Origin of the sequence: Aciduricibacillus chroicocephali (assembly GCF_030762805.1) — a bacterium.
GTDB classification, from domain to species: Bacteria; Bacillota; Bacilli; order Bacillales; family Amphibacillaceae; genus Aciduricibacillus; species Aciduricibacillus chroicocephali.
Genome location: NZ_CP129113.1, coordinates 2,592,110 through 2,617,049 on the forward strand (window position 1 = coordinate 2,592,110; position 24,940 = coordinate 2,617,049).

Here is a 24,940-nt window from a genome sequence, read left to right on the forward strand (position 1 = left end):
CATATGAAAGCAGTCATACACAACATTTTTCAACGTTACTGGAACCCTTATATCGTCTTGCTCGCAGCCGGTGTTTTCAGTGCGATTTACTTTGGTTTGACAACTACTGTTTGGGCAGTGACGGGTGAATTCACTCGGCTTGGTGGACATATCCTACAATTATTCGGTGTTGATATTTCCAAATGGCAGTACTTCAACATGGTTCACATGCAAGGCACAACCTTAACACGTTCCGATGGCTGGATTGTCTGGGGCATGTTCATCGGCGCTCTTGTCATGGTTCTTTTCAGCAACAGCTTCAAAATCCGCCTGCCACAGCAGAAACGTCGCTATATCCAAGGCCTCGTTGGCGGAATTATTGCCGGATTCGGCGCACGTCTTGCACTTGGCTGTAATCTTGCAGCGTTCTTTACTGGCGTACCGCAATTTTCCTTCCATTCATGGATTTTTATTATCGCAACAGGAATCGGCACCTATTTCGGTGCTAAATTGACGAAGTTGCGCTGGTGGAAAGGACGACCAGCTCTTACTAGAGGTGCAGCCAAGCCTTCCGCTGTAAAGCAGCGTGCCATCCAGCCGTATGTCGGCGGAACCATTGCTATACTGTATGCCGGCCTCATCATCTACTTCTTTGCAACCGGGAAAAATATGCTCGGATGGGGTGCGCTTTTCGGCATGATTTTCGGTATTCTTGTAGAACGCGGACAGATTTGCTTTACCTCTGCATTTCGCGATCTTTGGCTCGTCGGACGCAGTCTCATGGCTAAAGCAATCATTGCCGGTATGGCAATCAGCTCAGTTCTTACATTCATCGTCATCATTGCTTACGGTATGCCACCAATTACAAAGATTGCCGCACTCAGCACGCTTGTCGGCGGTATTCTGTTTGGGCTTGGCATTGTTATGGCATCCAGCTGTGAAACTGGGATGATGTATCGACTGATGGAAGGACAGGTTCTCTATCTCGTCGTATTTGCCGGCAACATTATTGGTGCAACCTTCCTCGCTTATGCGTGGGATCACCTCGGCATTTACAACGTGCTTGTAAAAGATGGAGCACCTATTAATCTTCTGGATACGCTTGGAACAGCAGGCGCCCTCGCGGCAACTCTCGCCATGCTTGGTCTTCTGTATGTACTAACCGTATTCTGGGAGAAGCGCTATCATCGTAACTTGGCGTTGAAGAAGGAGGCAAAACGACATGCAAGTTAAAAAGGAAGCAGATTTTTCACTCGATTTGCGCGGGGAATCTTGCCCATACCCGGTCATCTATACATTGGAAGCACTCGAAGGAATGAATGAAGGAGAGCTTCTTCAAGTCATCACTGATTGTCCCGGCTCCTTCCGAAACGTCCCGGAAGAAGTCGTAGCTCACGGTTATAAGTTGGCAAAAGAACCTGTGAAAAACGGACAAGAGTATTTATTTTATATATTTGCCTAATGAAAAGCAGGTGCCTGGAGGCACCTGCTTTTAGTTTTCTCTCTTACTTTTCCACTTCCCGATTTAAGAAGTTTATCCTCGTTCTGCAAACACAGATCATTCACCACATTAAATCAAATTGAAGCCTTTTCGTTTTACTTGAAAGTTTAAGTTTTCTTTCCGATTAAATAAGTGAAGTTTCAATATTCGACACTCTTCAACAAGGCGCATATCCAACTACATTCCAACATTAATTCATTCCCAATCTGCACTAACGCCCTTATTATTATTATGCGAATTTCCTATCTGGTTCTCGTTTCTTATATAGTAGTTAGCCAAAATATGGAATATAATTATGAAGAGACACATAATTGCTCAGCAAATTTCTGAATGGAGTTGTACAAATGAAAAAGCGGCAATTTCTCATTTATATGCTATTAGGTTTTGTGCTAGTAGGCATTTTCTGTTTTGCTTATTACAACTATGTTAGTACGAAAAATTTTGTCCTCGATTCAGTAGAACGCGAAACGAACGAAATATTGGATAATTTCTCAACAGAAGTGAACCGTTTTTCTATGGAACGTGTCGCTGAGATTGAATTGATTGCAGAGCACGTCCCACATTTAATGGAAAAAAATAATGACATCATAAGCTTCCTGTCACAGCAAAATAAAAACATGCCGTTTTTTACGGCCCTTGGGTTTATTACGCCAGAAGGAAAAATACAAGCAGCAGACGGGACAAGCTTCCCCGTTCAACAGAAAGAGTCTTTCAAACTCGCACTCGCTGGAAAAACAGTATTCAGTGACGTATTCACTTTGAAACAGGACCCTTCTCAACGTGTGGCTGCGATTTCCACCCCAATTTTCAACTCAAAAGGGGAAGTCATCGGTGTCCTCTCCGGTGTTGTGAATATGAGCAATCTCATTGGTGAGCTTGTCGAGGATTCCAATCTTGCTGGAACAGTTTATTTGTTGAAAAATGGTGAAGTTCTGTTCACCTCTAACAAGAAGGAGCATTTCACCAAATCAATTCCCGATAGCAAGCAACTACTGAGCACTATGGTAAAAATACAAAAAGGAAGTTGGACGGACCACCAGAATCCTTGGAGGTTCATCACTTATCAGCATGCAATGAACAATTGGGTTGTCCTTGTAGATTCCGAGACAAATCCTGCAACAGACGAAATCAGTGAAACACTGAAGTTCAGCATATGGTTAGTAGCCGGTACAGTCATCGCCATTGCACTCATTTCAATCTATCTCATTCGGCTTCGGCGAAAAGAACATATGCAGACAAAACTTGATCTGTTGACCGGTTTAGGTAATCGTGTATTACTGGAGTCAAACCTTTCTTCAAAACTAGCTCACTCTCCCGAAAGAAGAATCACATTGTTCTTTATTAAACTTAATCGCTTTACAGATTTGACAGAGCGACTTGGTTACCAAATGAGTGATAGGATTTTGTATGCGGTCGGCAAAAGATTGATGAGCCAGGATGGAAGAATAAACGTTTATCGTGTTGGCAATGAGGATTTCGTCCTGACATCCTACCAATCCACCATTCAAGAACAGCAGCGTTATGCAGACGAGTTGCTCAGAAGTCTTGAACAGCCTCTTCAGGTAGATAAAAATGGACCTATCTGGATTACAGTAAGTATCGGTATCAGATCCATGTCAGAGTATGACTGTGTGAATCTCGTTATGCAAGATGCCATGTTCGCCTGCCATGAGGCAATCAAAAAAGGCGGCAATCAGATTGTCCGTTTTACGGAACAGCTCGCAAAAGACAGTGAGCATCAGAGGCTAATAGCAAATAACCTTGCTGACGCACTAAAAAACAATGAGTTTTATCTCCTTTATCAACCGATTTACAGCATTAAAGAAGATCGGATCGTCAGTTTTGAAACACTGATGCGCTGGAAATCTCCTGTACTCGGAGAAGTTGGTCCTTTTCATTTCATCCCGTTACTGGAGAAAAGCGAAGCCATCATAGATGTCGGACGCTGGCTTATCAGAGAAGTCGCAGAGCAAGTGTTACGATGGGAGAAAGAAGGATATGACAATTTTGCAGTGACATTGAATGTTTCCATCAAGCAATTGCAATATGAAGGTTTCCTTTCAGATGTACATGCAATCTTGGGGGAAACAGGCGTTCGTCCGGAGCGGCTCATTTTTGAGGTAACAGAGTCAATTGTTGCCCAAAACGTAAAAGCTGCTGCCCAAATTCTACAAAGCTTGAATGAGATTGGCATCAAGACCGCAATCGACGACTTTGGAACCGGATATTCCTCTTTATCAATGCTCAAGTCATTACCGTTCCAATACATGAAAGTTGATCGTACCTTCATTATTGAAGTGCTAAACGACAATGGAGAATCAGAGGCAATCTTGCTTGGACTTATAGAAATTGCGAACAGTCTCGGTCTTACAACAATTATGGAAGGTGTAGAAACGCCGGAACAACTGAAAATATTGAAACAGATAGGCGCCAAGCGCATCCAGGGCTATCTCTTCAGTAAACCGATTCCACCCGAGGAAGCGATCAAGTTCCTCAAGAAAAGGAACTTGCTTCAGTCCATTATTAACTAAAAAACTTTAGATTCTCAGATAGCAAGAACGTATTCGACGTTTATGCTATTGCTTAAAAACCCGAAATTATTCTGAGGCAACTGTCATATAAATATGGGACAGTAGAAAGATTAGCTGCTGGACTTCAAGATAATGTTGCCGCTATTCACACAATTGGTTATGATTAACGAAAAGGAGGGATGTTCTTTGAGTCAAGAGAATGTGGATTTCCTCGACAACGTTAAACACGAGGGAGAAAATCAGAAGGCAAAGAGAAGAGAAGGCGAGCCTACTGCTGCTTTTAAAGGAGCTGCCTGGGTAGCCTTGCTGATCGGAACAGTCGCTTATCTTATAGGATTATTCAATGCAGGAATGGAACTGAACGAAAAAGGCTATTACCTTGCCGTTTTGATTTTTGGACTTTATTCATCTGTTTCTTTGCAAAAGGCTGTACGCGATAAAGAAGAAGGAATCCCTGTTACGAACATTTATTACGGAATTAGCTGGTTTGCCCTTGTTGCAGCTATCTTGCTAATGGCAATCGGCCTTTACAATGCCGGCAGTATCATTCTCAGTGAAAAAGGATTTTACGGCATGGCTTTTGTTCTAAGTATCTTCGCATCCATTACGGTACAGAAAAACATTCGGGATACACAGAAAGCTAGAGAAAGAAAATAAAGATGCATCCCCCGCTTCGACTGTAGTCGGAGCGGGGGTGTTTTTGCCTTGGCCAACCCGTAAGATGTTGAATTAAACATAAAGATGTTAGAATCCTCACGTGAAGTTAACGAAAAAAATAAAATTAAACACAATCCCACTTGAAATCTATTGAATTCCGGTAATTAACAAACAAGCTCAGTAAGAACCTGCTTACAAATAAACTAAAAATTGGACTGGTCAGAAACCACCAGATAAATAATGAGCGCCACTTCCACAAAAGCAAGAAAAGGGAACCCCAACTTGAATGAAATGTGCTTTGTCTTATGTCGGAATCGGTTCATGCCCAAAGTTGTACCTACTGCTCCTCCGATAAGCGCCACAATCCATAGATTCTTTTCCGGGATTCTATATTTATGGTTTATTGCACGTTGCTTATCTAAGTACATAATGAAGTATCCGAATAGATTAATGATTAAGAGGTATAGAAAAACAATAAGAAAACCTATTCCAATCCTCTCCCTTCTTAGTTCTGTTAGTATGACAGTTTGGAAGGCCCATTACTAGAACTAACTCTCTGCAACTTATCAATTCGAATCCACTTCAAATAGAAAGGCAGATCTCCCTCAAAGGAAGATCTGCTCTCTCCATCAAAGCAAATTACTTTTTAGTAAACCGTACAGTATCCATGCCTGCGATGGCGATTTTATCACCTGTTTTCAGCGTAGTTGTGATACTGCTGACACCAAATCCATCTGAGTTGTTACCTAGAATTTCATTGATAATCAGATAATCGCCTCTGGAAACAAACAGATTCCCTGAATCATCTGTTGTGCTAACACGGTAGCGTCCAGGCGAGATGTCCTTGCCGACTGTCCAGTACCCTGAATGCAGCGTGTTCGATTTCTTATGGGCTACCTTCTGGAATTGAACACTCTCCAAATCTAAAATTTCAATTATGTCACCATTCTTAATATCAGTTGTTACAACAGAAACACCAAAATCTTGTTCCCCATCTGTAAGAACTTCATTTACATCACGGTCATATGATTTCGTCGTAATGAACAAGTTCCCCATCTCATCATTTGTTGTAATGCGGTAGCGTCCTGCAGGAATATCTCTGCCTACTTTCCACTTACCAGTCGTAAGGCTTTTAATATAAGGTACAGTAATAGTTGCTGATACAGACTTTCCATTAGACGTAGTCGCAGTTATCTTGGCAGTACCTGCTCCTTTTGCAGTTACGACACCTTTACTGCTTACTGTTGCCACTTTTGTATTAGAGGACTTCCACTTGACCGTTTTGTTTGTCGTATTGCTTGGGCCAATCGTTGCCTTTAATGTGAGTGTCTTGCCCTTTTTCAGAGTAGCTGATGTCTTATTTAGCTTTATCGTTTTCGCTACAATTGGGGATGTGACTGTTACCTTAACAGATGCAGACTTTGCCCCTTTAGCTGAAGCAGTAATTGTTACTTTCCCTTTCGCTTTCGCAACTACCTTCCCTTTGCTGTCAACAGTGGCAAGCTTCGTATTAGATGATTTCCACTTAACCGCTTTATCTGTACTGTCCTTTGGAAGAACTGTTGCAGATAGTTTTGCTGTTTTACCCGTCATTAGAGACAGGCTTGTTTTATTCACTTTTACCGTCTTTGGTGAAACCTTTACAGTTAATTCTTTATAAACCTTCGGATTATCCTTAGTAGTTGCGGTAATTATTGCAGAACCTTTTGCAATGCCTTTAATATTTCCTTTGGCATCTACTGTTGCTATCTTGCGGTCTGAACTTTCCCAAAGAACTGTTTTGTTGCCTGCATTTGTAGGGCCAACAACAGGAGTAACCCTCACAGTCTGATTAATAGCGATATCCAGTGCCGTTTTACTTAGTTTCAAGCTTGTCGGCAAAATATTTGTTACAGTTACAGTCGCACTTTCCTTAACCGTTGACTCACCTTTAGAAATGACGGTAATAACCGACTTACCAGGCTTAATAGCTGTTATCTTGCCATTCGCATCTACTGTTGCTACTTCCTGATTACTGCTATGCCAGCTGACATCTCTATTAACGGCTGTTGCTGGGAAAACAGTTGCTGTCAATTTGGCCGTCTTTCCTTTTTCAATAGATAGAGTTGTCCGGCTAAGTTGGATTCTATCCGGGACAAGTTCCTTTTGTATAATACTTAGACTGCCTCCCGAAATGTACAGGAAACTGCCTTCAGTAAATGTATAATCACGCAGTCCATTCTCCTTGTCTATTGAAAAGGAATCACTCTCAGCGAAATTGCTATCCAGAATTGTAATATGGGCTGATCCGTCCGCATGACGAAGAACAAAAGTCCCCTCTGCCAAGTCTTTACCAATCTCATAGAATCCTTGAGATACGTTGGCTGAATCAATTTCTCCAGCTGAAACTTTTACATTAGATGCTCCTGCATCAAGCGCAACTTGAACTGTGTCCCCAGTTCTAAGTCCCGCTGTAAACTTATTGGGAGCAGCCTGTCCGGAACTATCGATTGCCTCGCCAGCAAGATCTGCTCCATCTCTCTTAACATATATTTTTGCTATCCCATTCTCGATTTTAAACGTATTAAGCCCTGCCGGAATCTCATTTCCCGCCGTATACGTACCTTCAGCAAGCGAATCTAAACTCTCTGCTTGCACCGGGCTTACAAATATTGCAGCTAGTAAAACTATAAACGTAATGACTGCCCATTTGGCCTTCCTCATATCCATCCCTGCTTTCTCGTATTTAATCCCTAAATAGACCAAATTCATATTACCATAATAATGGATTATAGAATGACACTCTCTCGCCTGGTAATTTTTACATCAACCCATTCAGATACAATTTGGCACTTTAAACAATCTATGAGATAATAAACATAAGAACAAACGTACGATTAATGACAATAGAGGTGTTATCATGAAACCCGTCATCCTAGCCGAGAAGCCGAGCCAAGCAAAGGCTTACGCGGATGCATTCACTGCTCGCAAATATGAAGGCTATATGGATATCTCACCTTGTCCGACATTTCCGGAAGGGGCTTATTTGACATGGGGAGTCGGCCATCTCGTTGAATTGAAAGAACCACATACATACAATCCTGCCTGGAAGCGTTGGACACTCGGGAGCTTGCCGATTTTGCCGGATCGGTATGAATTTCAAGTAGCGAAGGGGAAGTTCAAGCAATTCTCCGTTGTCAAAAAGCTCATTCGCAATACCGATACTGTTATCAATGCTTGTGACGTTGACCGGGAAGGTTCGAACATTTTCTATAGTATCTACGATCAGACAGGCGCTCGCGGCCAAACGATTAAACGTCTATGGATCAATTCACTGGAAGTAGATGAAGTACGTAAAGGGTTCGAGAACTTACGTAATAATGCTAAAGATCTGCAGCTCTATGAGGAGGCGAAGTCCCGACAGATTAGCGATTGGCTTGTAGGCATGAATGGCTCGCGACTATATACGCTCCTTCTGAAAGCAAAAGGGCTCCAGCACGTATTTCCAATTGGACGTGTACAATCGCCGACCGTCTTCTTAATTTACCAGCGACAAAGAGAGATTGAGACATTTGTTTCGGAGCCTTTTTTCGAAGTGGAGGCCCAATTTAAAGCTGCTCAGGGTGTATACAAGGGCAAGGCAAAAATAAAGGAACCAAAGCGTGAACTGGTTGTGGAGTTGCTGAACAAGCACGAGATCCAACCAGATTCTCCAGGGACAATTATAGAAGTCACTCATAAAGACAAGCGGATGCCACCGCCTCAGCTGCACTCCCTTTCAACACTGCAGGCAACGGCCAACCGCAGATGGAAGGCAAGTCCTGCAACAGTCCTGAAGACGATGCAGTCACTCTACGAGAAGAAGCTCGTATCCTATCCGCGTACAGACACGCGGCATATTACACAAGCTGAATTTGGTTATCTAGCTACTTCAGTCAAGGCTCTTCAAGACCTGATTGGCTGTCAATTTGAGGTTGCATCACGGACGCCGAAGAGGCGTTTTGTCGACAGCTCCAAGGTTCAAGAGTTATCTAGTTTATAATAACAGTATGTATTTAAAGTATCTCAAGAAAGTAGATGCTTATTTTAATATCTTAAAATAAAAAATATCTAGATAAGAAATTTATAGACGTTATAGTTTTTAAAGTTAGGAGGAGTTTTTGTGGCAAAGGTGGTTAGTTTTAAGGACGAGAACTTAAATACGATTTATCTTATATCATCTAATAACGGCTTTCCTTATTTATATCCAAATAAATATTTGAAGTTTTTAAAAACCGTAAATAAATCAACAAACACAATAAAGTCTTATGCCTATAGATTAAAACTGTTCTGGGATTTTATAGAGGTAAATCAAATTGATTTCAAGAAGATAACAATGGAACATTTCATTAAATTCATAGGCTGGTTACAAGGACAATTTAATATAAGCTCCCACCAGAGACAGCCCAGCACTATCAACTATAATATTATGGCTGCCTTTAACTTTTATAATTACTTAGAGAGATTCCACCCCGACATACTTGACAGCGATTTAGATTTTTATTATGAAAGCTCACGCAAATCTTATGCTTATAAATCATTCTTAGAGCATACAAAGTCGGGTATTAAATACAAACTAAACGCAATTAAAGTAAAAGAATCTAAGAGACCATATAAAACTTTATCGACTACACAGCTAAAGGGAATATTTCAAACTGAGATGAATATTAGAAATAAATTATTACTGGTGTTACTTTATGAAACAGGCGTAAGGATATCAGAAGCATTGAATATTAAATTAGAGGACATAGATTTATCAGATAAAAAAATTAAGGTTACCCAATCTAAGACACCGTCTGGAGAAAACAGGTGGGTTTACGTATCTTCTGAAACAACTAATCTATTACAAGATTATATATATGAGGTGCATGAGAAAAATAACTTTGATAGTGACTTTTTGTTCTTAAAATTAAGTGGATCCTTCAAAGGAGAGCCATGTGATTACATCACCATAAACTCCCTTTTAGGAGTTTATCCCACAAGTTAGGTTTTAACATTACTCCTCATATGTTTCGACACACATTAGCAACAGAACTCCACGAAAATGGTATTGAGATATCTATAATAAGAGCTTTACTAGGCCATAAAGATATTCAAACAACAATGAATATGTATATTCACCCTTCTGATAAATCAATTAGGGAGGAATATAACAAGGTAGTAAGCAAAAGGAAGAAGGAGAATAAATGATAAATCCTGAAATTATAGATAAGCGTGAAGCTATTAATGATTTTTTAGAAAAACATCCTTATTACCAAGCAGATATATGGTTAGCTAATAGTTTGAGTATTGCAAAAGAAGCTTCACGCCCTGTCATTCGTTATAGAGAGAGGATAGACTTCTCATCATGTAGTAACAGCCATCTAAAAAACGAAATCAAATACTACTTTTCTAAGAATATGGAAGATAGCTTATATTCGGTCATAACTGTATTTGAAGGTAAAGCCCATCACTTAAGGCGAATGCTTCAATTTCTTGATAAATCTTATCCAAATATACGTTCAGTTTTAGAGATTCCTAAGGAAGAAATTATGTTTAAGTATACAAATCACTTAATTGATGCTGGTATTAAAGTGAAAAGGGAAAATCTCAAAACTGGTGGCTTTATTGTTACACCACCAGTTTCATTAATGAGTACCTTTTATGATTACATATTTGCCACATTCGACTCAACACCAGAATACGATAAAGATATCTGGGATGGCAGAAAATTACCTATAGAACTTAACTACACTAATACAAATACAAAAAGGATGAAGTTTTTAAAAGTTAACCCTAGAGACAGAAATTTTCTAAAACAGTATATCTATACTAGAGTAGTCATGTTAAAAAACCTAACATTTTCAATTGGTATACGATATGTACATGAAATTTCATTATTTTTAAATTTCCTTAATGATAGTTATCAGGAACTAGAACTAAAAAATATAAAGCGTGAGCACATTGAAAAGTATATTATATATATATCAAACAAGGAGATTCATCATAAATATACTCGTAAAAAAATAAAAGCAACCAATGTTTATGTCAGTAGCAACCTCACCATAATAAAAAAGCTACTGACAGACTTAAAGATATTTGAATGGGAAGAAGCTCCTAAGCTGCATATTGAATCGTTATTCCTACCAAATGATAATCCACGTCGCACTAAAAAAGAGAGCTTCAATAACCCAAAGTATATACCCGATTATATATGGGATCAGGTAGTAGAAAATATACATTTGATCGGAGATAGATATGTACCAATTATTCTAATAATGGAAGGTTCAGGGTTTCGAGGCACTGATGTATTAGGCTTAAAATTAAACTGTCTAGAAAAGGACAACCAGGGAGACTATTGGTTAGTTGGTGATCAAAGAAAAGTTAATTATAAAGATCATAAAGTACCTATATCCGAAGAATTAGCAAAAGTTATTATGTCACAACAGGAAATATGCAAGAATAAATCCACTCCTGATAATAATCCTGAAGATTTTCTATTCGTTTCTTTTCGAGGTCCAAGAAAAGGTAAGCCTCAAACAACAGCAACATTATCTAGAGTTCTTAATGACTTTGCTAAGAAGGCGGAAATAAGAGATGCTAACGGGGAGATCTATAGATTCAGAAATCATGGCTTCAGACATCGCTATGGTGTAAATCTCATTAATAACGGAATGAATATTGTCCATGTTCAAAGATTAATGGCACATGCATCACCAGAGATGACATTAGCTTACGCTAAGATACACGATCAAACTCTAAAGGATGCCTATTTTAAGGCAAAAGACAATAGAGGCATTGCTTTTGACATTGAAGGAACTTTAGTTAAGTCAGATTTAAAACAACAGGCAATGGCAAATGATCTTGAACTCGAATGGATTAGGCATAATTATGATTCGATTAGAATGGATCACGGAATGTGTATCAAAAGCACAAAGATGAAATGCGAGTTTGCTGAAAAAGTTATAGAGCCTCCTTGTATTGCAAACAATTGTAGAAGTTTTCACGTTGATAGTACTTTTAGTGACTACTATAAGTCTCAAATAGCACTCCTCGAAAAGGACATAAAAATTTACGAAAATAATGGCCATGCTAGATCATTAGAGTTTGCACATAAAAAGATAGCTAATTACAGAAAAATTTTAAACGAGATTACAGAAAGTGAAGGAATAAGTGGAATTTCAAAAGAAAGGCGAGAATATACAGGGGAGGAAAGGTTAAAAAATGGCAAATAAGAGTCCTAATACTAATAAAATTATCGAGTTAGCGAGACTAAAATCACATGAAACAGAGAAAAAGGTTTTTAATGCTATTAAAGCCATGATAAAAAATAAAGAGAAAATAAATTATAATAGTGTCTCTATAAAAAGCAATGTCTCCAAATCCTTTCTCTATAAAAACAGTAGTATAAGAGGAAAAATTGATATGCTTAGAGGAGAACAGTTAAAGTTAGAAAAAGTAACGAACCACAAGCCAAACACCTCTGATAAATCAAAAGATGTAATTATAGAAACCTTAAAAGGGAAAATTGAAAACCTTATAAAAGAAAACGAGAGTTTAAAAGAAGCTTTAGCAAGTAAGTATAATAATTTCTACAATAATCTTTAGTCCCATTTATTTAAAGATGAGGAATCGAAAATGAATAAAAGCCACTTAAAAAAAGACGAAATAAGGCATAATAATTTTATATCTAAAATTAACAGTTTAGTGGGTGAAGAGTATTCGGTTTTGAGTGAGTATGTTTCCTCACGCGAAAAAGTATTAATGAGGCATAATGTATGCGGCAATGAGTATTGGGTAAGAGCAAGCCATTTTACTTCCTCGGGATCAAGGTGCAAACCTTGTGCTTTTAAAGGAATAAATGGTAAGTCTCACGAACAATTTATCCTAGATGTTTATAACAAAGTAGGAAATGAATATACAGTTTTGGGAAAGTATACAAAAGCACATGAAAAAATAAAAATCCGCCATAATAAATGCGACAATGAATACTTAGTAGATCCAGCTAGCTTTTTACATGGATCTAGATGCAGAGAATGCAATCGCAAATTATTAAGTAGTTTAAAAAGAAAACAACATAGCGATTTCATTAGAGAATGTCATGATCTAGTTGGAAATGAGTATACAGTTCTTTCAGATTATATTTCGACTCATACCCATGTGAAAATGAAACATAACTATTGTGGTTATAATTTTGATGTAATGCCTTCGAATTTCCTTCGTGGCAGGAGATGCCCAAGCTGTAAAGGAGAAAAAATAAGCAAAAAAAAGACCCATACGCATACTGACTTTATAAAAAGAGTATATGAACTGGTTAAAGATGAATATAAAGTTTTAGGAACCTATGAAAGAGCAAGAAAAAAAGTACTTATTCAGCATGTAACATGCGGATATAAATACGAAGTAACGCCCTCTCATTTTGTTTTGGGTACTAGATGCCCCTTATGTAACGAAAGTAAGGGAGAACGTGTTATTAAGCAATATTTAGAGTCAAAAAAAATTAAATTTAAAAAAGAATTCTCTTTCCCAGATTGTAAGGACGTTGATCGATTAAGATTTGATTTTGCCATTTTTGATAATGTTGGTTCATTAATGTGCCTTATTGAATTTGATGGTGAGCAACATTTTAAACCTGTACATCACTTTGGCGGAGAAGAGAATTACCAATTAACACAAAAAAGGGATGAGATAAAAAATAAGTATTGTCAGGATAATAATTTAGAACTTATTAGAATTCCTTATTATGAAACGGAAGTTGAATTATTTTTGGATAAATTTTTAAGCCATAATCCTAAGGATGATGATAAAGTTGATGCTTCTAAAACACTTTTTTAACCTCGTCCTAGCATAGGACGAGGTTAAGTTCTTTTAAACTTTTGAAATTAATAAGTTACTGACAACAAACCTATTGTTAATTATTCTTACCCACATCTAAATTACTCTTCTGAGATAGTAACTTCTCTTTAAAGTCGTTTCTGAATTCCTCCTTCTCCCTTGCTTCCCTGGAATAAAATTTAATTCCTAGGAGCCTAACCTTTTCATTTTCGTTCAGAATCTCTACTCTTGGGTCTTCAGACAATTGCTCCAAAAATCTTGTTTCCACTTGTCCTTTTCAAGTAGGTGAGCTCCTTTGGGCTCCATGAATACTTGGTACGTATACTGCTCATTTTTTAAATAAAGCAGAAAGTCCGGCATAAATCCCCTAACACCATCAATTTCCGTAACTCTAACCTGTTTCTCGTTACGAATTAAATAAACCTCTTCATACTCCTCCTGTAGCTTTTCAACGTACTCTATTATAAAGTCTATCATGTCTGACTCTAAGCTATTAACAATTGCTTTATCGTAAATAAACCAATCATGTTGCCTCATTGGCCTTTCACGAATGATATCTCCCATAGTCCTACCTGAGACTTGATTAACTTGCACTACATAATCCTTTATCATAGAAGATATAGAGTATCCTTCAAATTCAGGTGTCCCCATCTGTTTCATAAAGTTATTTTTAATACTATCCTCTGCATGTCTTAGAAATTTCTCGAATATATCTAGTTGATCCTTAGGAGTCAAATCTTCTATTTCATATGCCGATGGGATAGATACATAAATTTTTAAGTTACCGAGGAAATTCTCACTTTCAATAAACTCTCTTATACTCTTTAAATGAGGAATGTATTGTGATAGGTGATTAAAATGAAAGAATGGGTTCCTTTGAATACCTTTTTGTAAAATTTCCTTCGTAAAAAAAAGTTCTATCTCTTTGCGTTCAACATTCCCTAATCTTTCTCTTCCCGTGCGATAATCTTGTTCAACAACTGAATCTAAGGTCGTTTCAAAAGCTAGATTCACTCTGTAATCCTCCAAGGTTTGGTAATATTCTTCAGAGGTTTCTATAAGGCGATTAATATAAATCTTTCCGTTCTTAAAGAAGTCATTCTTTTTAAATCCCGGTTTAAGAGTTGCCCTGAACTCTTGAATACTATCCTCCTTAATCTGTATCTGAGCAGCATCAAGTGATTTTTGCAAATTTTTTATATAGGAGTTATCGTTGATAGTATGATAGTGTAAAGTTTCAATTACCTTAAGATCGGATACGTTATAGTCTTGACGACGACGATAAGATACTTCCCCTTCCAAGCAATAAGGGTAGTATCTTGCACCTCTTCCTATAAGTTGTGCTTCACTATCCGTTATACCTTTAGTCCTTGGAGCACCTTCACTGATACGTACAATATCAAATAAATTGAGGACATCCCATCCCTCATTAAGCTTAGCTACTGCAAATATTACTCTAACCGGGTTATCCGGGCTTTCTAAAGTGTTTAGTAACAAGCTATTTTCCTCTGACAAGAATTCTTTAGAGTTAACATTTAAAACAGTTTCTTGCTTAAAATCCCATTTAATTTCTTTTATAACTTCCTCTAAATCTTTTGTCAGATAATATGTGTACATTTTTTGATATATACTTTGGCTCTTCGAATACACCAAAGAGCCCTTTTTTATAAGTCGATGAAGCTCTGGTGTATTTAATCCCTCAATAAGATCGTTAAATATACCATTGACTTCGTTAGATTTTTTTATTGTATTAGATTTAAACATAATAATTGGTTTAAGTTGTATACTATTATCTTTAGCAATATATTTGCGATACTGACTTAGTAAAATTGCTGATAGAAGCTTTTCTTCATCAGATTCATTTGCACGCAGTAAAACAACATTCTTCGAATAGCCATCTTCCATAAACCTTTTTAAATCATATTGGTACACAATTTTATTCTGGTATTTATAGAATAGCTCATCTTTTGTTAGATCAATTGTAGCCGTAAATTCTAATAGACGATTTGCTGTATTTAATGTTAATAATCGGTTAATTGTGTACTCCCATGTTCTCTCGTCTTCCTTTTGTGCTTTAGTTGAAGCATTCATATGATGTGCTTCATCAGCTAGAAGTACTATATCTGTTCCTTCAAGCGTCTCGAATGTCATTCCATTTTCACGTGGATTTGTTAGATCCTTATGTAATTTTTGTATAGTGGTCAACTTCAGGTATATTGTATTATCAGCAGGGCTTTCTGGAAAGCTGTTAACCACACGAATAGAAACTCTCCTCCCTTTAATAACAATGCCCTTTCTATTAAATAGATATTTTGGAGAGGATATATTAGTTAAATTATCAATGGTTTTCTTTATAATGGCATCACTATTCACAAAGAAGATAAAATTTTGTTTACCTTTTTCATAGAATAGATATAATATCGTTGAAGCAAGTACCATGGTTTTTCCTGACCCAGTCGCCATATGAAATAGTAAATGATTAAATGATAAATCAGCACTGTCTAATCGCTGGGTATAAATAAAATGACGTAACGCTTCTTCCTGGTAAGGTCTAAGATTATGATTAAGATTATCATTTAAGTATTCATCAAGCTCGGGTCTATAATCCATAGTTAATAGACTTTGGAAAGTTTCTTGAATACGATGATGTAATATTTCATTTTTCATATTCTTTTCATCCTTTCCCATAAAAAGATTCGTTAAATTGTCGGTCATTAGCAGAGATACAGAATTGCTCATCGTCTATTTCAGAGTAATTTAGATATAGCTGATTCATATCCAAAATTTCCAATAGTGACTTCTTCTGTTCATCTATAGATAATTTAAGGAAATCTTCATTGTCTAAAGTAACTTGATTAAGTTTTACCTGAAAGTCTAAGTAAGCACTCTCTTTCATATCATAAATCAATTTTTCTATATCATTTTGATTTGAAGCTTTTTGTATTTCATTTATATATTTATTATTTAAATTGTAAAGCTCAACATATACAAATGAACCTCCACCGTGCCAATCAACATCCTTAGAAATCCCACCCTGTTCTCCTTTAATGACTTTCTCTAAACGGGGTATAGAAATGCTTTCAATATAATCCATTTGTTCTATGCCAATAAACTTCCGATTCATTTTCAATGCTACAGCTTGAGTGGTTGCCGAACCCATAAAGAAATCTAAAACAAGGTCTCCTTCATTAGTTGTATACTCAATAATCTTTTGTAAAAGTATTTCATTTTTAGGGTATGGAAAGACTTTCTCACCGAACAAATCGACTATTTCGTCCGTTCCTTTTTTGTTAACTGCCTGCTTTAGCAAAACATCCATGGTCTGATTAATAAATTCGGTTGATACATAAGCTTTATTAAAGCCCTTTCCATATTTCTTTATTTCTTCAGATTTAAAAACCCTCATAGAGGGCTGTTTAATATTCAAAAATTCATAATCACCGGGGAAAACAATTTTTCCACGCTTTAAATAATCGTCGACAGTATCTTTAGTAACAGCCCAGCTTCTATTCGGATTAACAGGAAAACTCTCACCATTTCGCGGATTAACTAAAGTGAAATCTGAATTTGGCCTTTCTTTAGTTGAGGTCTGCTTTGTTAAATCTGATAATCTCCATTCATCATTAGGGAAGTCCTCAGAAATATAGTATTTCCTTTCTACTTCTCTTTGGAATAGCTTATCTGTTTTTGCGCTGCCTTTTGTATATACTAGAATCCAGTCATAGTCTTGGGACAACTTATAAGGAACATCACTTTTACCACTTCTTGTTTTCCTGGGGATTGTTGCAACAAAGTTTTCTCTCTCAAAGATGGAGTCCATCATTACTTTAAGATAATGCATCTCTTGATCACCAATATGCACAAATATAAGACCTTTGTCCTGCATCAGTTCTCTTGCAATTTCTAGCCTGTTCTTCATAAAAGTTAACCAAGTTGAATGGCTAAAACGATCGTTATATTTAAAAGAATCCTGTTCTGTATTATATGGTGGGTCAACATATATTAACTTTACCTTATCTGAATATCTTTCTTTTAGGCTATGTAATGCTAATAAATTATTTCCCTTTATAACAAGATTATCCTCATCTGTTATAAAATTGACTGCTTCAGTTTTATTCTCATTATACTTTCTAACGTTTACAAAAACTTTCTGTGCAAGTAGTTGGTCTATCTCCTTCTTTGCTATAATCTTATTATAATAAACTTCTTTTCTTCCTACGTTTTCCTTCTCCATACCCCCTTCTAAAATTGAATCTTTATATGGGAAATCTAATATAACATCTGAATTATAGTCCAAGTACCTTCCACCAGATGTTAAACCTATTTTATTTTGATATTTAGTATAGCTGTTAGCCCAATAATTTTTGTATCTTAGCATATCTATAAATTCATCAATCTTAAATAATAGACTGCCGGCGATCTCCACAGCGTACATTTCTCGTATCTCTTGATCGCTCAAGAGTACTTCAAGCAATTCTGGTTTATATGCTCTAAGGTCTTCTATGACCATGTTTCTTAGTAACTGTTCACCTTCCCAGTACTGTGGAAATAACTTAAGAAGACTCCCCACCTTTTTAATAAGTTGCTCTTCCATCACATAACTCCTCCAATAATCTTCAAAACCTCAGCACAATTTAATAAACGTTTTTGTATGAAATCTTACATGTATAGGTATCTCAAACTTTACAGTAATTAAGATAATAAATATTATAGGCCACATTTTTGCTCAGTCTTCGATACTAATAGGCTTGGTAATATTTCTAAGCCAGCAGCTAATACAAAAATTGTTGTTATTGTAGGTTTTCTTTTACCCCGTTCCATCAAACTGATGTATGTACGATCAAGCCCGCAAATAAAGGCTAACTCTTCTTGCGAGAGCTTCCTTTCCTTTCTAAATTCCTTCAATACCTTACCAAATACTACCTCTATCTCCATTCAGCATAGCACCACGCTCTTTTTCCTCATAATCGAAGAAATGTGCTATTCAGTCCACGGACTATGGTCTGCAAAACAGAGCGCAATATGCTACACTGATTATACTGTATCCTCTATACTACAGCCGAAATGGAGGAAAATCCATGGACAATTTAAATCAGATAATAGATGAACTAAACTTACCTACCCAATTGAAGGTGTACCTCAATTCAAGTGAACAAACTAAAGAACAACTAACAGTAGGTATTTTAAAGGAAATTGAGGATCTATATAATTTTTACCAGGCTCTTTACCTATTTGACACCTCAGAATTCAGTGCATTTACAATCACTTCTTTAAAGAGGTGTAAAGATAAAGAAACTTTTTATTATTATTTAAAAAAGGTGATTGATAGCAATGTCGACTTTAAATCAAGAGATACAGCATATAGTCATAAAGATGATTGCTTTAGTCTCCAAAAAGAGATAGTAAACAAAACATTTGAACAAGCAGTGCTAGAATTCTGCACTTATATAGATGGTGTATATAAAAGAACGGACAAACTGAATTTAACACAAACTTTTATAAACTTAGGTAAACTCGAGTTAATAACTACTCTAATTAACAACCAAAATTACGAGCAAATACTAAATGCAGGTAAACTTGTCCTTGAGAAACATAAACTTTTATAAAAAAATCCCCCCCTGTTATTAACTTTGACTATATGTTTTTAAAGAATAGAATAGTATGGGCACTAATTTCGATTTTTTTTACACTTGATATCAAGAACACCATGCGATCATCCCGACGAAGAAGCGCCCGACTGCTGCAGCTCTTGGCAAAATGTCACCGCTCGAACGTAATTTGTACGAGGAAGTTGTAAGAACAGCACTCGCCATGTTTCACCGTGACTACTCGTATACGGAAACTAAGGTGACAACAGACGTAAAAGGGCTTCCTTTCTATACAATCGGAAAGACAGAACGTGATAAAGGATGGAAAGAGATCTTCCCGGTTTCAAAGAAAAGCAAAGATTCGGAGGAGCCTGCTCTCCCTCCTCTTGAACAAAATGAAACAGTTCAAAGTGAGATTGCTGTCAAAGAAGGGAAAACTCAACCTCCTAAGCCTTACACAGAAGGTCAACTCATTACGATGATGAAAACATGCGGCAAGCTTGTAGAGGATCAGAGTGAGACAGACGTTTTAAAGGAGATTGAAGGACTTGGCACAGAGGCGACTCGAAGCGGTATTATCGAGACGATCAAGAAGCATGGATACATCTCTGTCATAAAAAATATTGTTTCCATTACGGATAAAGGACGTGTCCTTTGCCAAGCGATTGAAGGGAGCTTGCTCGCAAGCCCTTCCATGACTGCAAAATGGGAATCATATTTGCGAAAAATCGGGAATGGCGAAGGGACCGGAGAGCACTTCTTGAACAATGTATCGAAGTTCATCAACAGCATGCTTGAAGCTGTTCCGAATCAATTGGAGGGGCAGAAAATTGATATTGAGCTGCCACCTGCCGAAAAATCAAGCCGCAGAAGCTATGCACCGAAAGAAGTTGCCCCATGTCCTGCATGCGGGAATGGTACAATCTTGTCCCGAAAGTCGTTCTATGGATGCAGTAATTATAAAAATGGCTGCAAGCAGACATTCCCCGGTGTCTTTCTTAAGAAAAAGCTTACCCCGGCACAAGTGAAACTGCTTTGCACGAAAGGTCGCACGAATGTGATTAAAGGGTTTACTTCTACTGGCGGCAAGAAATTTGACGCTCCACTTGAGTTGAAAGATGGAAAGCTGATGTTGGATTTTAAATGATTAGCAGGCATCTTAATACGATGCCTGTTTTTCAAAATGGCTTTTGCTCATTCGTACTTACATCCTGTATTCCGCTCACCCCTGCTTCCTCTGCACCTCATCCTCAAACACAAACACAGTCATCGCAATATCTTCTTCAATATTCAAGTCGGAGAACAGGCGCACGACCCTCGTTCCAGTTAGTTTCTCGAATTTCACGAGTACTTCTGGCCGTTTGTAAATCTCCTTCACTAGCTTCGTTCGTGCTTCGTGTACCGTCTGTCTGCCCTGCTCTGATGTAATCATGAATTTCTCCACGTTCGTCAGATTGCCTCTCATCTCGCTGATCGCCCAGTTGCCAATGAAACGAGTACTGATCTCCTTAGGCCCATTACCGACGTATTCCTTTCTAATTTCACGGACGAGCATACTGAATTCATGCTCAAGATTTCTGCCCATAACATTTCCTCCTATTGAAAGAAGCCAAGCGTGGAGTAACTCCGACGCCTGGCATCCTGCTTTTTCTTCTATTCTACTCTTTTAATTCTTCACCGACACCTTTTAGGAGGTTGAGACCAAACCCGATAGCACGGTTAATGTCCGGGTCGTTCAGTACTTTTAAGAGGTCGAACATTTTTACCTTCGAATTGTCCTCCAGTCCTTGCTCGGCTTTCTGAAGGCCATTCGCAAGGCCAGAGACAAGCTTGCCTGTCACTTCTGGATTAAGCTCAGTCAGCGCACCGCCCGCTGCCATCGCATTATTAATCAAGTTCGTCACTGGTTCACGCAGCGCCTGATCGACGGCAATCTTTGCGACTTTTTCCTTCGCCTTCAATAGATCCTTCAAAGCTTCCAACAGCCCGCTCTCATGCAGTTCTTTCAATAAGAGCAATGTTTCCTGTAAAGAATCTTTATTCAAAGCAACTTCGGAGAGGAGGCTCTCCAAAGTCTGTTGCTGTTTCTGTTCTTCTGTCAGCTCTGTTCTAATAATTTTCTTGATCGGGCTTGCCATTAGCGGTTCCTCCTATCAAACGTGCCCGGCAGCACATGCTCATTAATATCAGCAATCGGCTCATAGTCGCCGCGCTCCCATTTGCGATAAATCTGCAGTCCCATCTGTGGTGTCCGTGTCGCATGACGATGGTTGAACTTTGGTAGCGGATTTTCTCCATCTTTCGAAATCACTTCCATGCGTGCTTTCGCCTGTTTGTACGCAGGCGTATGAGTTGCAACATCTACCGCCCCACCGGTAAGTAAGTTAACCGCACTGTCATGGCTTGTTGAGTGCATTGGTACATAAACAGTTTTGCCTTGAACACGATCCGTGACAAGGACTGGAAGCTTAATGGCACCATATGGAGAGATAAGACGAACAAGGCCACCGTCCTTTACGTCACGCTCTTCCGCAAGTTCATGGGAAATTTCAACGAACACTCTCGGGAATTTGTACTCGAGCCCTTTTGACTTGAATGTCAAATTCCCTTCATGGAAATGCTCCAGCAAACGTCCGTTGTTCAGCGACAGATCGAACTCTTCCGGGAATTCCATCGGCGGTACGTATTCAAAAATACCGAAGCGTGCCTTTTTATCTGGGAAGTTGAAACCATCCAAATACAGAACCGGTGTATCTGTTCCGTCCATCGAACCCCAAGAGAAGCTGTTCCATCCTTCAAGCACTTCGTAATTACAATGGGTAAAGAATGGTGTCAGTGAAGCCATCTCATCAAAAATCTCACTCGGATTCTCATAATTCCAGTCGAAGCCCATTTTGCAAGCGACTTCCTGGACTATCTGCCAGTCCGGCTTACTGTCACCGGCCGGTTCAAGAGCCTGATACAATCGCTGTACACGGCGCTCTGTGTTTGTGAATGTCCCTTCTTTCTCGAGTGAAGGTGCTCCCGGTAGAATGACATCTGCGAACTGAGCTGTCGTTGAGAGGAATATATCCTGCACAACGAGGAAATCAAGATTTGCCAACATATCCTGCGTATGGTTGGAATCGTGATCAACCCACGCCATATCCTCACCCATGACATACATTGCTTTCAACTTGTCATTCTCTACCGCCTCAAGCATTTGGATATTGTCCAGTCCAGGCTTAGCCGGAATCTCCACACCATAAGCTTTTTCGAACTTGTTGCGAATTTCATCGTTGGCTACTTGCTGATAGCCAGGGAAGATGTTCGGCATCGTCCCCATGTCACTTGCACCCTGTACGTTATTATGACCACGCAATGGGAAGGCTCCTGCATTTTTTCTAGCCATGTTACCTGTTGCGAGAAGCAAGTTCGCAATCGCTGCAGAGGTGTGAGAGCCGGCAATGTTCTGGGTAACACCCATTCCCCAGCAAATTGCTGTTCCGTCTGCATCTCGGATCATCTCAGCCATCTCAATTAGAACCTTTTCGGATATATTCGTAATCCTGGATGCTTCTTCTAGTGTATACGGTGCAAGCATCTCCAGGAATTCATCGTAATGGTTCACATGCTCCTTGATGAAAGCATCATCATGCCATCCTTGATCGATCATATATTTCGCCACCGCTGAAAGCCATACATAGTCGGTTCCCTGCTTCGGTCGAATAAACAAGTCTGCACGGTCGCCCATTTCATGTTTGCGTAAATCTACAGTGATCAGTTTCTGTCCATGAAGCTTATGGGCACGCTTTATTTTGGATGCAAGAACCGGATGCCCTTCAGCAGGCGCACAGCCGATCAAGATCACAAGCCCAGCTCCAGCTATATCTTTAATGGAAGCAGTGTCACCACCTATACCACCTGTCTGTTGCAGACCCCATGATGCTGGTGACTGGCAATAGCGAGAGCAGTTGTCGACGTTATTCGTTCCGAACACTTGACGGCTCAGCTTCTGCATCAGATAGTTCTCTTCATTTGTAACTTTGGAAGAAGAGATGAAACCAAGTGCATCGCTTCCGTATTTGTCCTTAATTCCACCTAATTTCTCAGCAACAAGGCTGATTGCCTCTTCCCAGCTCGCTTCAACAAAAGCATCACCTTTGCGGATAAGCGGTGTTTTCAGACGCTCTTCTGAATTAACAAAGTCCCAGCCGAATTTGCCTTTCACACAAGTAGAAACACTGTTTACTGGAGCATTTTCAGACGGCTCAATTTTCAAAATCTCACGGTCTTTTGTCCAAACTTCAAAGGAACAGCCGACACCACAGAATGTACAGACTGTCTTTGTTTTCTTCGTCCGTGTCTCGCGCATTGCTGCTTCCACTTCAGAAACCGCAAAGATCGTCTGATAATCCGGCTCTACTGCTTTGACAAGGTCAATCATCGGCGTCAGCAATTCATCTGACATTCCCGTCATGTAACCCGCGTTGCCTAGCATTGACTTTTCCATCAATGCATTACAAGGGCAGACACTTACGCACTGGCCACAAGAAACACAGGACGATTCATTGATCAGCTTGCCATTATCCCAGAGTACACGAGGCTGTTCCATTTCCCAGTCGATAAGCAGCGTTTCATTCACTTGCACATCTTGGCACACTTCAACACAGCGCCCGCACAGAATACACTGATCCGGATCGTAGCGGTAGAACGGGTGCGACATATCGACGTCATACCCCTTGGAACGGAAAGGACGTGTCTGATGCTCGACCCCCATCATTTCCGCCGTATTATGTACACGACAATTCCCGTTATTGTTATCACAGACCGTACAGTAAAGCAGATGGTTCTCCAAGATACGATCCATTGCCTCTGCCTGCGCTTCCTTTGCCGCATTCGAAACCGTCAGAATTTCCATTCCGTCTTCCACGACTGTCGAGCAGGCACGCATCATCTTGCCATCGACCTCACACATGCACGTGTCACAGCTCTGAACCGGCCCCAGTGCCTCCGAATAGCAAATATGAGGATGCTGGATATCCTGTGAAATCAAATAATCCAAAATCCGGGAGCCATCTTCAACTTCATGCTCTGTTCCATTAATGTAAACGCTCACTTTATTCGCCACAGCATTTTTCCCCCTTAAAGAAAAACTCCCCCAAAAAACAGTCGTCCTCTATGTGGATCGAGCTGCTTCTTGGGGGAGAACATCTAAGCATACGTGTATACTAGCTATCAATCCCGCAATATCGTAAGCAAACGAGACAGGATATCCGGGCAACCTACGTTACCTGATATCAATGCGTCGTTCACTGTTTCATTCATAGTATAATTATACCAGAAGTTTTGGTTTTAGAACGAAGAAATCATTTTTGTCCTGCTTTTTTGTGAAATCCTCCTAACAATGCCAAAGAATCATGCATTTAGAATAACTTTTGACAAAAAGAACGTTATACTAAGCTGATACTCAACCTACTAACGTTATCCCAAAAGAGAAAGGAGCCTCACATTGGCACATCCTTATAAAACATATACAATCCCCCAGTTCGTCGAAGAAGAGAAAATGCTCAAAGAGAAGCTCAGACAAGCAAAAATTGAAAAGAGTAAGAACCATATCGCCATCTACACAAGAAAGATTGAAATTGTGCGCTCTTTCATGCTCAACCCTGCTGACTTCCAGCAAGGTGACCTATTTGAACTTATAGAAGATCCGGATCATCTATTTGAAATAAACGAAATAAAAGGTGTATTTGCTTGGGGTTATAAAATAAATAAGGTGACTGGTGAACGCTCCTTGGAAGAAGAGGGCTTTCTACTAGCAATGCTTGGGCAAAAAACAAAATACGAGTGATCGATAGAAACCGATCACT

The 24,940-nt window shown here is 38.9% G+C and carries 21 protein-coding genes; 13 read left to right on the forward strand and 8 right to left on the reverse strand.

Going from position 1 to position 24,940, the window contains the following annotated elements; all coding sequences use genetic code 11:
- The first annotated feature begins 3 nt into the window (after window positions 1-3).
- From yedE to yiaA, 4 genes are all read left to right on the forward strand, one after another.
- Window positions 4-1,212, forward strand: coding sequence for a selenium metabolism membrane protein YedE/FdhT (yedE, locus tag QR721_RS13260; RefSeq protein WP_348027770.1), 1,209 nt, complete (start codon window positions 4-6; stop codon window positions 1,210-1,212).
- A complete protein-coding gene (gene yedF, locus QR721_RS13265; RefSeq protein ID WP_348027772.1) occupies window positions 1,202-1,441 on the forward strand; it encodes a sulfurtransferase-like selenium metabolism protein YedF in 240 nt (79 codons plus the stop codon). Before yedE ends, yedF begins: the two co-directional genes overlap by 11 nt.
- Window positions 1,442-1,824: 383 nt before the next feature.
- Window positions 1,825-4,011, forward strand: a complete 2,187-nt coding sequence (locus QR721_RS13270) for a bifunctional diguanylate cyclase/phosphodiesterase (RefSeq protein WP_348027774.1) — start codon at window positions 1,825-1,827, stop codon at window positions 4,009-4,011.
- Window positions 4,012-4,212: 201 nt separating this feature from the next.
- Entirely contained in the window at window positions 4,213-4,668 is a 456-nt protein-coding gene (gene yiaA / locus QR721_RS13275) for an inner membrane protein YiaA (RefSeq protein ID WP_348029848.1), read from the forward strand.
- Window positions 4,669-4,871: 203 nt separating this feature from the next.
- Here the strand turns inward: yiaA and QR721_RS13280 are convergent, their stop codons facing one another.
- Together QR721_RS13280 and QR721_RS13285 are read right to left on the reverse strand one after the other, a co-directional pair.
- Window positions 4,872-5,096 carry a DUF1294 domain-containing protein gene (locus tag QR721_RS13280; RefSeq protein ID WP_348027775.1) on the reverse strand — a complete coding sequence of 75 codons (225 nt, stop codon included), beginning with the start codon at window positions 5,094-5,096 and terminating at the stop codon, window positions 4,872-4,874.
- 211 nt (window positions 5,097-5,307) lie between these two features.
- A complete protein-coding gene (locus tag QR721_RS13285; RefSeq protein WP_348027777.1) occupies window positions 5,308-7,371 on the reverse strand; it encodes an Ig-like domain-containing protein in 2,064 nt (687 codons plus the stop codon).
- 196 nt (window positions 7,372-7,567) lie between these two features.
- On the opposite strand from QR721_RS13285, the gene QR721_RS13290 reads away from it, so the two are divergent.
- From QR721_RS13290 to QR721_RS13310, 6 genes are all read left to right on the forward strand, one after another.
- Window positions 7,568-8,689: a DNA topoisomerase gene (locus tag QR721_RS13290; protein ID WP_348027779.1), complete on the forward strand. Its 1,122-nt coding sequence runs from the start codon at window positions 7,568-7,570 to the stop codon at window positions 8,687-8,689.
- A 120-nt stretch (window positions 8,690-8,809) separates the two neighbouring features.
- Complete coding sequence (locus QR721_RS13295) at window positions 8,810-9,673, forward strand: tyrosine-type recombinase/integrase (protein ID WP_348027781.1); 864 nt, start codon at window positions 8,810-8,812, stop codon at window positions 9,671-9,673.
- Between the two features lie 20 nt (window positions 9,674-9,693).
- A complete protein-coding gene (locus QR721_RS13925; protein WP_431189505.1) occupies window positions 9,694-9,876 on the forward strand; it encodes a tyrosine-type recombinase/integrase in 183 nt (60 codons plus the stop codon).
- Window positions 9,873-11,900, forward strand: coding sequence for a tyrosine-type recombinase/integrase (locus QR721_RS13300; RefSeq protein ID WP_348027783.1), 2,028 nt, complete (start codon window positions 9,873-9,875; stop codon window positions 11,898-11,900). The genes QR721_RS13925 and QR721_RS13300 overlap by 4 nt, the downstream gene beginning before the upstream one ends.
- Window positions 11,890-12,273, forward strand: coding sequence for a DUF6262 family protein (locus QR721_RS13305; protein ID WP_348027785.1), 384 nt, complete (start codon window positions 11,890-11,892; stop codon window positions 12,271-12,273). The genes QR721_RS13300 and QR721_RS13305 overlap by 11 nt, the downstream gene beginning before the upstream one ends.
- Window positions 12,274-12,303: 30 nt before the next feature.
- A complete protein-coding gene (locus tag QR721_RS13310; RefSeq protein ID WP_348027787.1) occupies window positions 12,304-13,500 on the forward strand; it encodes a hypothetical protein in 1,197 nt (398 codons plus the stop codon).
- Window positions 13,501-13,722: 222 nt separating this feature from the next.
- Here QR721_RS13310 and QR721_RS13315 read toward each other — a convergent pair whose 3' ends face one another.
- The 3 genes from QR721_RS13315 to QR721_RS13325 all read right to left on the reverse strand — a co-directional run bounded on the left by QR721_RS13315 (window position 13,723) and on the right by QR721_RS13325 (window position 18,435).
- Complete coding sequence (locus QR721_RS13315; RefSeq protein WP_348027789.1) at window positions 13,723-16,167, reverse strand: DEAD/DEAH box helicase family protein; 2,445 nt, start codon at window positions 16,165-16,167, stop codon at window positions 13,723-13,725.
- Window positions 16,168-16,174: 7 nt separating this feature from the next.
- Complete coding sequence (locus tag QR721_RS13320) at window positions 16,175-18,094, reverse strand: site-specific DNA-methyltransferase (protein ID WP_348027791.1); 1,920 nt, start codon at window positions 18,092-18,094, stop codon at window positions 16,175-16,177.
- 113 nt (window positions 18,095-18,207) lie between these two features.
- A complete protein-coding gene (locus QR721_RS13325) occupies window positions 18,208-18,435 on the reverse strand; it encodes a helix-turn-helix domain-containing protein (protein ID WP_348027793.1) in 228 nt (75 codons plus the stop codon).
- A 143-nt stretch (window positions 18,436-18,578) separates the two neighbouring features.
- Here QR721_RS13325 and QR721_RS13330 point away from each other — a divergent pair, with 143 nt between their 5' ends.
- Both QR721_RS13330 and QR721_RS13335 read left to right on the forward strand, forming a co-directional pair.
- On the forward strand, window positions 18,579-19,106 hold the full coding sequence (locus QR721_RS13330; protein ID WP_348027795.1) for a hypothetical protein: 528 nt from the start codon (window positions 18,579-18,581) through the stop codon (window positions 19,104-19,106).
- A 151-nt stretch (window positions 19,107-19,257) separates the two neighbouring features.
- The gene (locus tag QR721_RS13335) at window positions 19,258-20,235 is read left to right on the forward strand and encodes a type IA DNA topoisomerase (RefSeq protein WP_348027797.1); all 978 of its coding nucleotides are present in this window, start codon (window positions 19,258-19,260) and stop codon (window positions 20,233-20,235) included.
- A 75-nt stretch (window positions 20,236-20,310) separates the two neighbouring features.
- Here QR721_RS13335 and QR721_RS13340 read toward each other — a convergent pair whose 3' ends face one another.
- The 3 genes from QR721_RS13340 to fdhF all read right to left on the reverse strand — a co-directional run bounded on the left by QR721_RS13340 (window position 20,311) and on the right by fdhF (window position 24,135).
- Window positions 20,311-20,673 carry a Na-translocating system protein MpsC family protein gene (locus QR721_RS13340; RefSeq protein ID WP_348027799.1) on the reverse strand — a complete coding sequence of 121 codons (363 nt, stop codon included), beginning with the start codon at window positions 20,671-20,673 and terminating at the stop codon, window positions 20,311-20,313.
- 73 nt (window positions 20,674-20,746) lie between these two features.
- Complete coding sequence (locus QR721_RS13345; protein WP_348027801.1) at window positions 20,747-21,226, reverse strand: helical membrane plugin domain-containing protein; 480 nt, start codon at window positions 21,224-21,226, stop codon at window positions 20,747-20,749.
- On the reverse strand, window positions 21,226-24,135 hold the full coding sequence (fdhF, locus tag QR721_RS13350) for a formate dehydrogenase subunit alpha (RefSeq protein WP_431189547.1): 2,910 nt from the start codon (window positions 24,133-24,135) through the stop codon (window positions 21,226-21,228). Before fdhF ends, QR721_RS13345 begins: the two co-directional genes overlap by 1 nt.
- A gap of 444 nt (window positions 24,136-24,579) precedes the next feature.
- On the opposite strand from fdhF, the gene QR721_RS13355 reads away from it, so the two are divergent.
- A complete protein-coding gene (locus QR721_RS13355; RefSeq protein ID WP_348027805.1) occupies window positions 24,580-24,921 on the forward strand; it encodes a DUF1811 family protein in 342 nt (113 codons plus the stop codon).
- The last annotated feature ends 19 nt before the right edge of the window (window positions 24,922-24,940 follow it).